Source organism: Chromobacterium sp. S0633 (genome assembly GCF_024158805.1).
Taxonomy (GTDB): domain Bacteria; phylum Pseudomonadota; class Gammaproteobacteria; order Burkholderiales; family Chromobacteriaceae; genus Chromobacterium.
In genome coordinates, this window is record NZ_JAMZGH010000049.1 from 1 (window position 1) to 12,499 (window position 12,499).

Annotated in this window: 13 protein-coding genes; 6 read left to right on the forward strand and 7 right to left on the reverse strand. The window is 66.5% G+C overall.

Translation table 11 applies throughout. The features are described from left to right. Together NK214_RS21395 and NK214_RS21400 are read right to left on the reverse strand one after the other, a co-directional pair. Window positions 1-556 (reverse strand): response regulator (locus NK214_RS21395; protein ID WP_253315458.1); only part of this gene is annotated, 556 nt, incomplete at its 3' end. Beyond that, the gene (locus NK214_RS21400) at window positions 532-3,885 is read right to left on the reverse strand and encodes an ATP-binding protein (protein ID WP_253315459.1); all 3,354 of its coding nucleotides are present in this window, start codon (window positions 3,883-3,885) and stop codon (window positions 532-534) included. The genes NK214_RS21400 and NK214_RS21395, both read right to left, overlap by 25 nt. A gap of 266 nt (window positions 3,886-4,151) precedes the next feature. On the opposite strand from NK214_RS21400, the gene NK214_RS21405 reads away from it, so the two are divergent. Both NK214_RS21405 and NK214_RS21410 read left to right on the forward strand, forming a co-directional pair. After that, window positions 4,152-4,307 (forward strand): DUF5993 family protein, encoded by a 156-nt coding sequence (locus NK214_RS21405; RefSeq protein WP_158274275.1) that lies wholly within the window; start codon window positions 4,152-4,154, stop codon window positions 4,305-4,307. A gap of 10 nt (window positions 4,308-4,317) precedes the next feature. Next, window positions 4,318-4,866 (forward strand): disulfide bond formation protein B, encoded by a 549-nt coding sequence (locus tag NK214_RS21410; RefSeq protein WP_107799321.1) that lies wholly within the window; start codon window positions 4,318-4,320, stop codon window positions 4,864-4,866. Between the two features lie 18 nt (window positions 4,867-4,884). On the opposite strand, the gene NK214_RS21415 is transcribed toward NK214_RS21410, so the two are convergent. Then, complete coding sequence (locus NK214_RS21415) at window positions 4,885-5,811, reverse strand: DMT family transporter (protein ID WP_107799322.1); 927 nt, start codon at window positions 5,809-5,811, stop codon at window positions 4,885-4,887. A gap of 120 nt (window positions 5,812-5,931) precedes the next feature. Here NK214_RS21415 and NK214_RS21420 point away from each other — a divergent pair, with 120 nt between their 5' ends. Continuing rightward, the gene (locus NK214_RS21420) at window positions 5,932-6,837 is read left to right on the forward strand and encodes a LysR substrate-binding domain-containing protein (protein WP_253315460.1); all 906 of its coding nucleotides are present in this window, start codon (window positions 5,932-5,934) and stop codon (window positions 6,835-6,837) included. Between the two features lie 4 nt (window positions 6,838-6,841). Here the strand turns inward: NK214_RS21420 and NK214_RS21425 are convergent, their stop codons facing one another. Continuing rightward, complete coding sequence (locus tag NK214_RS21425; RefSeq protein WP_107801776.1) at window positions 6,842-7,117, reverse strand: hypothetical protein; 276 nt, start codon at window positions 7,115-7,117, stop codon at window positions 6,842-6,844. A gap of 447 nt (window positions 7,118-7,564) precedes the next feature. After that, on the reverse strand, window positions 7,565-8,239 hold the full coding sequence (locus tag NK214_RS21430) for a hypothetical protein (RefSeq protein ID WP_253315461.1): 675 nt from the start codon (window positions 8,237-8,239) through the stop codon (window positions 7,565-7,567). Window positions 8,240-8,502: 263 nt separating this feature from the next. Here NK214_RS21430 and NK214_RS21435 point away from each other — a divergent pair, with 263 nt between their 5' ends. Continuing rightward, a complete protein-coding gene (locus tag NK214_RS21435) occupies window positions 8,503-8,979 on the forward strand; it encodes a MarR family winged helix-turn-helix transcriptional regulator (protein ID WP_253315462.1) in 477 nt (158 codons plus the stop codon). Next, complete coding sequence (locus NK214_RS21440) at window positions 8,976-9,500, forward strand: DUF2269 family protein (RefSeq protein WP_107799326.1); 525 nt, start codon at window positions 8,976-8,978, stop codon at window positions 9,498-9,500. The genes NK214_RS21435 and NK214_RS21440 overlap by 4 nt, the downstream gene beginning before the upstream one ends. Here the strand turns inward: NK214_RS21440 and NK214_RS21445 are convergent. Next, window positions 9,469-10,338, reverse strand: coding sequence for a LysR substrate-binding domain-containing protein (locus NK214_RS21445; protein ID WP_253315463.1), 870 nt, complete (start codon window positions 10,336-10,338; stop codon window positions 9,469-9,471). The genes NK214_RS21440 and NK214_RS21445 overlap by 32 nt on opposite strands. Before the next feature lie 101 nt (window positions 10,339-10,439). Here NK214_RS21445 and NK214_RS21450 point away from each other — a divergent pair, with 101 nt between their 5' ends. After that, window positions 10,440-11,513 (forward strand): alkene reductase, encoded by a 1,074-nt coding sequence (locus NK214_RS21450; protein WP_253315464.1) that lies wholly within the window; start codon window positions 10,440-10,442, stop codon window positions 11,511-11,513. Window positions 11,514-11,546: 33 nt separating this feature from the next. Here NK214_RS21450 and NK214_RS21455 read toward each other — a convergent pair whose 3' ends face one another. Next, window positions 11,547-12,461 carry a tetratricopeptide repeat protein gene (locus NK214_RS21455; protein WP_253315465.1) on the reverse strand — a complete coding sequence of 305 codons (915 nt, stop codon included), beginning with the start codon at window positions 12,459-12,461 and terminating at the stop codon, window positions 11,547-11,549. Window positions 12,462-12,499 lie beyond the last annotated feature (38 nt).

The window sequence follows — 12,499 nt, forward strand, 5'->3', positions numbered from 1 at the left end:
CATGTAACGTATTCCGGCCGGGCGGGCCGGGGCTTAGTCTGATCCTGCAGTGCAACAATTCCTCGCCGGGCCGGCCGCTGGTCGGGTCCGCCGCCAGCAAGGCCTGCCCCGAAGCCTCCAGCGCCTGCCGCGCCCGGCACAGCTGGCGCGCGCTGCCGATATGGGCGGCCAGCCGCGCCAGCACCTCCGCCGGCCGCAGCGGCTTGATCACGTAATCCGCGCCGCCGGCGGCAAACGCCGCCAGCACGTGCTCGCTGTCGCTGAGCCCGGTCATGAACACGATGGGAATCGCCTGCGTTTCCGCCCCCGCCTTCAAGCGCCGCGCCGTCTCGAAGCCGTCCATGCCCGGCATCAACGCGTCCAGCAGAATGATGTCCGGCCGGCACTCGGCGGCGCGGCACAAGGCCGCCGCGCCGTCCGTGGCCAGCAAGACCCGGTAGCCGGCCAGGTCCAGCGCATCGTGCAGCAAGGCCAGGTTTTCCGGCTGATCGTCCACGATCAGCGCCGTCGCCCGCTCCGGCCGCGGCGCGCTCACGCCGGCGCTCCCGGCAGCCATCGCAGCAACTCGTCCAGCCGGCAGCCGTCCAGCAGGCTCCGCGCCCGCGCCAGAAACGGTCCGTAAGCCGGGTCCGCCCCCAGCGCGCCCACCTCCAAGCGCAGCAGGGCGGCGCGCGCGCCGCGCAGATAGCCGCGCCGTAAAGCCTGCCGCAACTCGTCCAGCGCCTCCTCCGGCGGCCAGCGCAGCGCCGGCTCCTCGCCGCTCAGCCACTCCAGCTGCAAGCGTCGGCCTATCCAGTCCAGCAGCTGCTCGACGCGGATGGGCTTGACGAAGAAATCCTCGGCGCGGATGCCCGCGTCGTTGTCCTGCCCCCGTTCGAAGGCGTTGGCGGAAATCACCGCCAGCGCAGGCGCGTCGCCGTGCCGGCGCCGGATGCGCCGCAGGGTTTCCCAGCCGTCCAGGCCCGGCATCGCCAGATCCATGCACACCAGATCCGGCAGCGTCCGCGCCTGCTCCAGCCAGTCCAGGCAAGCCTGGCCGCCGGCCGCCTGCTCCACCTCGAAACCCAAAGGCCGCAAGGCGCTGGCCAGCATCTCCCGGTCCTGCTCATGATTGTCCACCAGCAGCACCCGCCGCCTCCGGCCCTGGTAGCCGACGCGCGCCGACAAGGGCGCCGCCGGCGCGGCGCCCAGCCGCGGCAGGAACAGGCGCAACGTGAACACGCAGCCCCCGCCCGGCCGGCTGTCCAGCCTCAGCTCCCCGCCCATCAGCGAGGTCAGCATGCCCGCAATGGTCAGGCCCAGCCCGCTGCCGCTCTGGCCGGCGGCCCCGCCGCCGCGCTCAAACGGCTCGAACACGCGCTCGGCCTCCTCCGGCGCGATGCCGGGCCCGGTGTCGGCAATTTCAAAACACGCCACCTCGCCCTGATAGCGCAGGCCCAGGCTGACCTCGCCATGCGCGGTGAACTTGACCGCGTTGCCCAGCAAATTGATCAGAATCTGCCGCAGCCGCCGTTCGTCGGCGCGCACCATGGCCGGCCACTCGCCTTGCGGCAGGAAGCGGAAGCCCAGGCCCTTGTCCCGCGCCTGCAGCTGGAACATCGCCGTCAATTGGCCGATCAGCGCGGCGAAGTCCAGCGGCCGCGGCTCCAGGCTGAGCCGGCCGCTTTCTATCCGCGCCAGATCCAGCGTGCCCTCGATCACCGACAGCAGGTGATCCCCGCTGCGGCGGATCACCGCCAGCGCCGGCCGTTTCGACGGCGGAATCTCCGGGTCCCCGTCCAGGATCTGCGCATAGCCCAGCATGCTGTTCAGCGGCGTGCGCAGCTCATGGCTGAGCGTGCTCACGTAGCGGCTCTTGGCCTGATTGGCCTGCTCCGCGTCGCGGCGCGCCTTTTGCAGCAAGGCGTCGGTGCGGCGGTGGGAAGCGATCTCGCGCAATAAGCGCTGGGTCTGCCGCTTGGACTCTTGCCGCGCCACCTGCCGGCTCTGCCGCAACAAGACCAGCCACCAGGCCAGCACGCTGCAGCCCAGCAGCAGGCCCGCGCCCAATTGCGGCAGCCGCGCCGCCAGCCCCTCCAAGGCCGGGCGGCTCCGCGCCCAAAAGGACAAGCCGGCCATAAGCAGGCCCAGCCCCGCCAGCATGGGCGTCATCAGCAGCAGATAATCGGCCAGGCCGCGTTGCAGATACGGCCGGCAGCCCCGCGGCAGCAGCCGGCTCAGCCAGGCGCGCCACTGCTTGTCCAGCCGCGCCTTGGGCTTGCAGCGGTCCTCGCAGCGCGCGTCCAGCGTGCAGCACAGGGAGCAGATCCAGCCGCGATACGCCGGGCAACTGACCATGTCCGGCGGCTCGTACAGGCGACGGCACAATACGCAGCGCTGCGGCGGAGCCGGCGGCGGAGCCGGCGGCGACGCCGGCTGTCGCGCCAGGTAATAACGGCCGCCGCTGAGCCAGGCCAGCGCTGGCGTGGCCAGCAAGGCGGTCAGCAAAGACAGGAAGGGGGCCAGCGGCTGCATCTGCTCGCCCAGCGCCCCCAGGTGCGCCGACACCGAAACCGCCGAGGCCAGGAGCAGCGAACCCAGCCCCACCGGATTGACGTCGTAGAGATAGCCGCGGCGGAACTCAATGCCCGGCGGGCTCAGCCCCAGCGGCTTGTTGATGGCCAAATCCGCCGCCACGGTCACCATCCAGGCAATGGCCAGATTGGCGAACAGCGCCAGCACGTGCGCCAGCGCCTGGAAAATCTCCAGCTCCATCAGCAAGAGCGCGATCAAGAGATTGAAAGCCACCCACACCACCCGCCCCGGATGGCTATGGGTCAGCCGCGCGAAGAAATTGGACCAGGCCAGCGAACCGGCGTAGGCATTGGTGACATTGATCTTCAGCTGCGACAGCAGCACGAACAGCACCGTCGCCGCCAGCGCCAGCCGGCCGTCGCCCCAGATCCGGGCGTAGCCGAACCAATACAGGCGCGCCGGATCCGGCGCCGGCCCGCCGGCCTGACCATGGTCCAGAACCAGCCAGGCCAGCAGCGCGCCGCCCAGCATCTTCAGCATGCCGGGCAATACCCAACCCGGGCCGCCGGCCAGGCAGGCCAGCCACCAGCGGCGGCGCTGGCCGGTGGCGGGCGGCGGCATGAAGCGCAGATAGTCCGCCTGCTCCCCCATCTGCGCGATCAAGGCGATGCCGATGCCGAAAGCCGCACCAAAACGACGCAGATCAAAGCCGCCCGCACCGCCTTCCGCCCCGGCGTAGTGCCAAAAGCCGCTCAAGGCCTCCGGCTGGCGCGCCAGCACGAAACCATAGGGCAGCAACAACAAGCCCAGCCACAGCGGCTGGGTCCAGACTTGCAGCCGGCTGATGGCGGTGACGCCGTGGGCCACCAGCGGCAGCACCGCCACGGTGCACAGCACATAGCCCCAGGCCGGCGGCAGGCCAAAGCCCAACTCCAGCGCATAGGCCATGATGGCCGCTTCCAGCGCGAAGAAAATAAAGGTGAAGGCCGCGTACAGCAAAGAGGTGACGGCGGAACCCAGATAGCCGAAGCCGGCGCCGCGGGTCAGCAGATCCATGTCCACGCCGTAGCGGGCGGCGTAGACGCTGATAGGCAGGCCGGCCAGCAGAATCACCAGCCCCACCGCCAGAATGGCCCAGGCCGCATTGACGAAGCCGCCCGCCGTCAGCATCGCCGCGCCCACCGCCTCCAACACCAGAAAAGCGGCGGCGCCGCCCAGCGCGGTGTGCGCCACCCGCCACGGCGACCAGCGCCGAAAGCTCTGCGGGGTATAGCGCAAGGCATAGTCTTCCAGCGACTCGCGCGCCACCCAACTGTTGTAATCGCGGCGAACTTTCACCGCGTAAAGCGGCGCGGGATGGGAAGCGGACATGGCGGCGGCCTTGAGGTGATGCTAACAACTGCTTTAATGCAAAAAGCCTGCCAAGCGCCGCCGCGCGCGGCAAAAGGCCGCCGCTTCCCATCGCCTCCCTGCGCGCCGTTTTATACGATACGAATGGCGAATGTACTGATTCAGTGGAGAATTTCGCGCCGCCGCCTGCAAACAAGCTATTCACACAACATTAAGCAAGCGCTAATATTGATTGGCAACCACCACCCAGGCCGGCTCCGCCGGCCCGCCACATTAAGGAATTCCCGATGGATACCCTGCTGTTTCTGCTATTGGCCGCCTCATTGCTGGCCTTGATCCTGCGCAAGCGCCAATGGGCCTACGCCTGCTGGGGCCTGGCCTTCGCGCTCACGCTGTACTGGTTCAAGTTCCACGCCACCAGCAGTCTGCCCATTTCGCTGTGAGGAGCCCGACATGACGCACAACCTCACCGACAAGTTGAACCAACTGGGCCTGCTGCTGATCAACCTGATGCTGCTGGTCGCCTTCTACTTCCAGTTCGCCCAGCATGAGCTGCCCTGCCCGCTCTGCCTGCTGCAACGCGTGGCCTTGTGCGCCATCGCGGTGGCGCTGGCCGCCAATGTGCTGCTGGGCGACAAGCCCGGCCATTACGGCATGATGCTGCTGGCCGCCGCCGCCGGCTTCGCCGTGGCCGGCCGTCAAGTGCTGCTGCACATCGCCCCCGGCGACGCCGGCTTCGGCCCGCCCATCCTGGGCCTGCATTTCTACACCTGGGCCGCCATCGCCTTTTTCGCCGTCTTCATCGGCTGCGGCCTGCTGCTGATGCAGTGCCAGCGCGAACACAGCTTCGACCGTCAGCCCCCGGCGCAGCTGGGCCGGCTGGCCAAGGCCGGCGTCGCCCTGACCATGGCCCTGCTGCTGGGCAACGCCCTGTCCGTATTCCTGGAATGCGGGCTGGCGGCTTGCGGAGAAAGCCCGATCAGCTATCTGCTGCTCAATTAAGCCCGCGCCGCGCCGCCGCTAGATCGACCAATCCTCGTCCGGCGCGGCGGCGCGCGCCGCCGGCGCTTCCGGCCGCAGCACCAGCCACAGCGCCAGCGCGATCAAGGCGCCGCCCAGCGCCTGGGACAGCGTCGCCGTCTCTCCCAGCGCCAGCCAGCTCCAGAAAATGCCGAAAGGCGGAATCAGAAACGTCACCGTCAGCGCCTTCAGCGGGCCGACGTCGGCGATCAGTCGGAAATACAAGACATAGGCCAGCGACGTGCACAGCAGGCCCAAGGCCAGCATCGCCAGCCACACCTCCGCCCCCGCCTCCGGCCACCCCAGCGGCTGGGAGCTCGCCTGCCAGGCCATCAAGGGCAATAGCAGCAAGACCGCGCCCAACTGGCTGCCCAGAGCCACCACGCGGCTGTCCAGCCCGCCGCGGTCCGCAATCCAGCGCTTGGTCAGAAAACCGGCCAGGCCGTAACAGGCGGTGGCCGCCAGGCAGGCCGCCACGCCCCACAAAGCCGCCGTTCCCGTCGCCAGCGGGCCCGTCTGCGTCAGCACCGCCACGCCGGCCAGACCGATCAGCACGCCGGCCAGCTTGTTGGCGCTAATGCGCTCCCCAAACGCCGCCGCGCCGATCAACACCCCCATCAGCGGCGTGCTGGCGTTCAGGATCGCGCTATAGCCGGCCGGCAACACCCGGGCCGCCAGCGCGAACAACAGAAAGGGCAAGCCGGAATTGATCACCCCCAGCAGCAAGGTGGCGGCCAGCTTGCCCTTGAAGGACAGCCCCACCCGCAACAAGGCGATCAGCCCCAGCAGGCCCGCCGCCCCCAGCGCCACCCGGCCAAACGCCGTCGGCAAGGCGCCCAGCGCCGGCGCGGCGATGCGCATGAACAAAAAGCTGCCGCCCCACAAGGCCGCCAACAACAGCAAACGACTCAAGCTCGCCATTCCCATGATGCCTCTCCCTTCGCCTTGTATTTAACTTTGCTAAACCAGATACTGAAATCATCAACCGCATAGATGCCGCAAACAAACGATTTTTCCTGCCTGACAATTTAGAAAATCTAAACTCATATGCCCAAACCGCCGCTGGAATCCCTGCGCTTCTTCGAAGCCGCCGCGCGCCGGCTCAGCGTCAAGCTGGCCGCCGAAGAACTGCACGTCACCCCCGGCGCGGTCTCCCAGCAACTGCGCAAGCTGGAAGACTGCCTGGGCCAGCCGCTGTTCGAGCGCCGCGCGCGCGGCCTGACGCTCAACGCCGCCGGCCGCGACTACCTGGCCGCCTGCCGGCAAGCGCTGGACCTGATAGACCACGCCACCGCGCGGCTGACCGGCGCCCGCCGCGTAATCCTGCTCAGCTGCACCCCCTCGTTTGGCGCGCAATGGCTGCTGCCCCGGCTGCAGGGCTTCATGCGCGAGCACCCGCGGATCGACGTCCACGTCAGCACCGGCAACCGCGTGGTCGACCTCGCCGCCGAAAACATCCACTTCGCCGTGCGCCACGGCCTGGGCGATTACCCCGGCCTCAGCGCCTGCAAGCTGCTGGACGACGAACTGACGCCGGTATGCGCGCCCGCGCTGCCGGCGCGGCTGGACGCCCTCGGCGGCGAGCGGCTGCTGCACGACGAACACCGCGGCGACTGGCGGCTGTGGAGCCGCGCCGCCGGCCTGGAACTGGACTGCGAACAAGGCGTGGTCTGCGTGGACTCCAACGCCGCCATAGAGGCCGCGCTGGCCGGCCGCGGCTACGCGCTGGCGCGGCGCTCCTTGCTGCAAGCCGAACTGGCCGCCGGCCGGCTGCGGGAACTGCCGGCGCCGCCGCTGCGCAGCGCCCTCGCTTATTACCTGATACACCGTCCGGATCTCATGCGCGACCCGGAAATGGGCGTCTTCAAACAATGGCTGCTGGAACAAGCCGCGGCGACCCAAAACAAAAGCCCGCCGGACGGCGGGCTTGTTGCGCAACAGCGTCTTGGCTAAGGGCTTACAGACGCACGTTCTCGATGCGGGTCACATGCGGCGGCTTGCCGCCCAGCGGCTGGTAGATGTACACCGCCACCAGATGCGGCTGCGCGCCGGGATACACCACCTCCGCGCTGGCCAGGAAAATATAGTTCTCTCCGGCCACCACTTGCGTGGACACCGCCAGCGGCACGTATTTCACGCCCAGCAAACCTTCCGTGGCCTGATGGAAAACCTTGCGGTCTTTTTCATCCACCGGCTGGAAACCGGACCAACCACCCAGCAATTGTTCAGACATGATCATGCTCCCGTAATGAGTTATCCAACACTGGAAACAACACGGAGCCCGCTTCGCTTGCCCCGCCCAATGCCGGTATAGCAAGGGCTTCCGCGCCAGGGCAAGGCTTTAGTTATTACTACGTAATTCATATTTCAAACTAAATTCCCATTTATCATTTTCATATCGCCAAACAGACTTTGGCCAGCCGCTCGGCGTCGCCGGCCAAGCCGCGCTCATATGAAAAAAGCCCCGCGCGGGGGCTGGATTCATCATGGGCATCGCGTCAGCATACGGACAGACGCGCAGCGTAAAGCGGCTCTCAGAACGTGTTTACGATCTCGCGAGCTAAGGCGAGCCAAGGCGAAAACCGCTGAGAAAGCGGAATGTACACACGGCATATGAGCATTTCGAAGCGCTACTCGCCGTGCCGCGCCTCACGACGCGCAGCAAATCGTAAACAGGTTCTCAGAAATTCAAAGCCCAATCCGGTTGCAAGGCCTTGATCAAGCCCGGCGGCAGACGCTCGCCCTCCACCAGCAAGGAACACTCCAGCGAGAAATGCCGGGGGTCGGACTTGGAGGCCGTCAACAACAAACGCGGCACGTCCGCGTACTGCTGCTCGGGCTTGATGGTTTTCCACGCGCCCTTGTCCCATTGGCGGTACAACGTACAGACGCCGCCCTTTTCCTTGTCGCAGCTGAATGTCAGATCCGGCCGCTGGGCGACGAATTGCTGGAGCGTCATATCCCGCTGCCCCAGCAAGCGGAAACCCCAGTTATAGGACTCCAACACCCCGTTGACGTCCATCGGACCATTGGTGTTGTGGAAGTGTTCTTCCACGTAATCGCGCAAGGCCCACTGCGGCGTCAACGCCACCGGCTGATCGATGGCGGAATGGCGCAGCAGCGACGTCAAGCCTTCGGACGCGCCGCTGACGTCCTCCTCCATCTCCAGCGCCTGATCGCGGACAGGCTGCATCCGCAACGCGGCGCGGCCGTTTTCCACCGTCACCGGCAGGCCGGGAACAGCCTTGCCGGGCTGGGCGATGTAGCGAAAGAAACTGCCGTCGCAATTGAACATCTGGCGCAGCGCCTCATCATCGGCATGGGCGTGCAGGCTGAGCAACATCAAGAAGGGCAAGCATTTTTTCATTGGCTTTGAACAGAGCTTTTTAGGAAGCCGACGATGCTAACATAGAAATTACATTTTCATTTTTGACTGTATTTACAAGTACATACGCATTCATCATCCATTGCCGCCCAATGAACGCGCCCGCCCGGCCTGAAGCCCCCGCCCTGCCTCGCCGCCTCCAAGCAACCGTATTCATGCCTAGACCAAAATGAGCTTGCAGTCTGACAACTAGTTGTCAATAATGGCAACCGGTTGTCAAATAGAGAAACCCCATGTCCACCCAACAAAACCATCGCCCTCAAGACATCACCGAGCTGATGTTGCTGATCTTCCGCCTGAACGGCGCCCTGCTGGAAAGAGGCGACCAACTGGTGGCCCACCTGGGCATCAATAGCGCGCGCTGGCAGGTGCTCGGCGCGGTGGGCCTGGCCGACGGCCCGCAAACCGCGCCGCAAATCGCCGCCCGCATGGGCATCAGCCGCCAAGGCGCGCAAAAACAGCTGTACAAGCTGGTGGAGGAAGGCTATTTCGACGTGCTGCCCAACCCCCAACACGCCCGCTCTCCGCTGTACCGACTGAGCGCCAAGGGCGAACGCACCGTGGCCGGCACCCAAGATTGCCAGGCGCGGTGGACCGCGCAACTGGCGCAACAGCTGCCCGACGCGGACTTCGACGCCGCCCGCCAAACCCTGCAACAACTGCTGCGCGTGCTGGAAACGCTCAGCCCGCCCATTGGAGAAGAGAAATGAACCGCTTCCTCAAACTCATCCACTTCATCGCGCTGGCCCTGTTCCTGGGCAGCATTCTGGCCTGGATCGTGCTGTCCGAAACCGGCCCGGCCGCCCCGGCACTGCTGGCGCAGACGCGGCAGTACATCCATATCGGCACCTGGGCGCTGACCGTGCCCGGCCTGTGGCTGATGTTGATCAGCGGCCTGCTGCTGGGCTACCGGCGTTACGGCCCGCGCAACCGCTTCTTCCAGCTCAAGCTGGGCCTGACGCTGCTGATCCTGCTCAACGCCAGCTTCGTGGTGGTGCCGGCGGTGGACATGGCCAATCAACTGGCCCAAGCCGCGCTGCTTGAGGGTGCGGGCGGCGAGCTGGGCGCGGACTTCCACGCCGCCACCCTGCGCGAGGCGATAGGCGGCGGGCTCAACATCCTGCTGATCGTGATCACCGCCGCCGTCGGCGTTTGGCGGCCCGGCGCTCGCGGCCGCTTCACGGCGGACGGCCATGGCGTCAACGCAGGCGCTGCTGTAAAAACTCGATGAAGCGCTGGGTCTTGGCCGGCAGCAAACGGGTTTCCGTCAGCGCGTACACCGGCACCGGCGTGCCGTGCCAGCCGGGCATGATCCGGCGCAGGCCGCCGCTGGCCACCTCGTCCGCGACAATCTCCTCCGGCATCAGCACAATGCCCATGTCCAGCGTCGCCAGCCGCTTGGCCAGGCCGATGCTGTTCAAGGCGAAGCGCCCGCCCGCCGCAACGGCGAGCTCCCGCCCTTCGCCGTGGAAGGTCCAGGCGTCGGGCTTCAGCACGCTCAGGCACTGATGCCCCGCCAGCTCCGCCGGGCTTGCCGGCTCGCCCGCGCGGGCCAGATAGCCGGGCGACGCGTACAGCCCGGGCGTCAGCGCGCCCAAGGTCCGCGCGATCAATTGCGAACTCTCCGGCGTCCCCATGCGCACCGCCACGTCGAAAGGCTCGCTCACCAGATCGACGCGCCGGGGAGTCAGGTCCAAATCGAAATCGATGCCGGGATGAAGCCGCGCAAACTCGGCGATCATCGGCGCCAGATAGGTCACGGCGAAATCCACCGGCAGCGAGGCGCGCAACACCCCGCTGGGCTGGGCCAGCATCTCGCCCAATCGCTCGTGCGCCAGCCGGGCCTCGTCGACGATGCGCCGGCAGCGCTCGTAGTAAAGCAGCCCGGCCTCGGTCAGCTCTATCCGGCGAGTGGTGCGGTGCAGCAGCCGCAGCCCTATCGACTTCTCCAGCGCGGCAATCCGCCGCGACAGCGTGGAGTTCGGCACCCCGATCGCCTCCGCCGCATTGCGGAAGCCCTTGGCCTTGACCACCTCGACGAACAAAGCCATATCGTTTAGCAATTCCACTCATTGCTCCAAAAATGGATCAGTATTATCCAAAATACCCTATTTATCTCACAAATAAAGCCGGCGATGATGAGAGCACCCCACCAATAGGAGAAAGCGCAATGAACACCGTATTCGACCCCGCCCGCCTCGCCGGCCTCACCCTGAGCAACCGCCTGGTCATGGCCCCGATGACCCGTTCCCGCGCCCAGGCGGACGGCAGCCCAAGCCCGCTGGCCGCCCGTTATTACGCCCAGCGCGCCGGCCTCGGCCTGATCATCAGCGAAGGCACCCAGCCGTCCGACGCGGGCCAAGGCTACCTCGCCACCCCCGGCATCTACACCGACGCCCACGTCGCCGGCTGGAAACACACCACGGACGCCGTCCATGCCCAGGGCGGGCGTATCTTCATCCAGCTGATGCACGCCGGCCGCATGAGCCACCCGGACAACACCCCGCGCCATGAGCTGGGCGTCGCGCCCTCCGCCATCGCCCCGGGCGCCGGCATGTTCACCGCCACGGGGATGCAGCCGATTCCCAGCCCGCGCGCGCTGAGCGCCGAACAAGTGCGCCAGACGGTGCAGGACTTCCGCCACGCCGCCCGCCGCGCCATTGAAGCCGGCGCCGACGGCGTGGAAATCCACGGCGCCAACGCCTACCTGGTCCAGCAATTCCTCGCGCCCAGCGCCAACACCCGCGACGACGAATACGGCGGCTCCCTGGAAAACCGCGCCCGTTTCGCCATCGAAGTGGCCACCGCCATCGCCGAGGAAATCGGCCCGGACAGAACCGCCATCCGTCTATCGCCCGGCCTGAGCATCTGGGGCATAGACGAAGGCGAACAAGGCCCGGCGCTATACCGCTATCTGGTGAGCGAACTGAACAAGCTGGGACTGGCCTACCTGCACCTGATGCACCTGGGCGACGAGGCCTTGCTGGCCGATCTGCGCCAACGCTGGCAAGGCGCGCTGATCCTCAACCGCCCAGGCCGCCCGCGCGAGCAGATCGGCGCCGATATCGCCGCCGGCCTGGCGGAGCTGGAATCCTACGGCGCCATGGTGTTGGCCAATCCGGACTTTGTGGAACGGCTCAAACGGAATGCGCCGCTGAACGCGGCCGACAAGAACAGCTTCTACGGCGGGAACGAGCAGGGTTATACCGACTACCCCGCCCTGAGCGACGCGCAGCCGGCTTAATAGCGGCGATGGCAGCGGCCAGCCGGGCGCCGGCTAGCCGCCCTGCTTCGCATACTGGACGATGTAGCGCCGCGCCAGCTTCTTGGCCGCCGCCAGCCAGGCGCCGCTCAACTTGGGCTCGACCTGCTCCAGACTGCGCGACGCGGTAGGGCTGCCGTTCACCTTGGCCACCGCGAACCAGGCGTAAGCCTCACCGGGATCCGCGCGTACACCCTTGCCCAGCAAATACATCCAGCCCAGGCTGACCTGCGCGTTGCCCAGACCTTGCACCGCCGCCAGGCGGTACAACTCCACCGCCTTGGCCGCATCCGCCTGCATGCCCAAACCGTTGGCGTACATCCAGCCCAGATTGACTTGCGCCAGGTCGTAGCCACGCGCCACACCCTTGCGATACCAGTCTGCTGCCTGGCCATAATCCTGCTCCACGCCGCGCCCGCCCTGATACATCCAGCCTAAGCTGACCTCGGCGTCCACCAGGCCCTGCTGCGCCGCCTTGCGGAACCAGTTAGCGGCCTCGGCATCGTTCTGCTCCACGCCAACGCCATGCAGATACATGAAGCCAAGATCATGCTGCCGCTCTGCCTCGCCTTGTTCCGCCGCTTTGAGCAGCGTGGCGAAGGCTTGACGGTACAGCTCGGCCGCCGCCTCATAATCCCCCTCCCTGCCTTCGGCAACATAAAGATTGGCCAAGCTAATCTGCGCGCTGGTATTACCCTGCTCGGCTGCCTTGCGCAGCCACAGCAAGGCCTGCTGTTTATCCTTCACAACCTTGACGCCGTCCTTGTACATCGCGCCCAACGCCGCCTGAGCGCTGGCGTCGTTGTTCTGCGCCTGCTGTCGTATCTGTTCCAGCGGCTTGTCCAGCCACGCCTGATAGGGCGTGGCCGCGTCCACACCGCCGGCCAGCGCCAACAATCCAAACACTACAGCACCTAGTTTTATCTTCATTAGCCTTCGCCTTTACCCATTCTCAAATACGGCCAGCT

Coding starts and splice junctions, on each gene's coding strand:
- NK214_RS21400 (WP_253315459.1), bottom strand. CDS start 3,885: ATGTCCGCTTCCCATCCCGCGCCGCTTTACGCGGTGAAAGTTCGCCGC.
- NK214_RS21405 (WP_158274275.1), top strand. CDS start 4,152: ATGGATACCCTGCTGTTTCTGCTATTGGCCGCCTCATTGCTGGCCTTG.
- NK214_RS21410 (WP_107799321.1), top strand. CDS start 4,318: ATGACGCACAACCTCACCGACAAGTTGAACCAACTGGGCCTGCTGCTG.
- NK214_RS21415 (WP_107799322.1), bottom strand. CDS start 5,811: ATGGGAATGGCGAGCTTGAGTCGTTTGCTGTTGTTGGCGGCCTTGTGG.
- NK214_RS21420 (WP_253315460.1), top strand. CDS start 5,932: ATGCCCAAACCGCCGCTGGAATCCCTGCGCTTCTTCGAAGCCGCCGCG.
- NK214_RS21425 (WP_107801776.1), bottom strand. CDS start 7,117: ATGTCTGAACAATTGCTGGGTGGTTGGTCCGGTTTCCAGCCGGTGGAT.
- NK214_RS21435 (WP_253315462.1), top strand. CDS start 8,503: ATGTCCACCCAACAAAACCATCGCCCTCAAGACATCACCGAGCTGATG.
- NK214_RS21440 (WP_107799326.1), top strand. CDS start 8,976: ATGAACCGCTTCCTCAAACTCATCCACTTCATCGCGCTGGCCCTGTTC.
- NK214_RS21450 (WP_253315464.1), top strand. CDS start 10,440: ATGAACACCGTATTCGACCCCGCCCGCCTCGCCGGCCTCACCCTGAGC.
- NK214_RS21455 (WP_253315465.1), bottom strand. CDS start 12,461: ATGAAGATAAAACTAGGTGCTGTAGTGTTTGGATTGTTGGCGCTGGCC.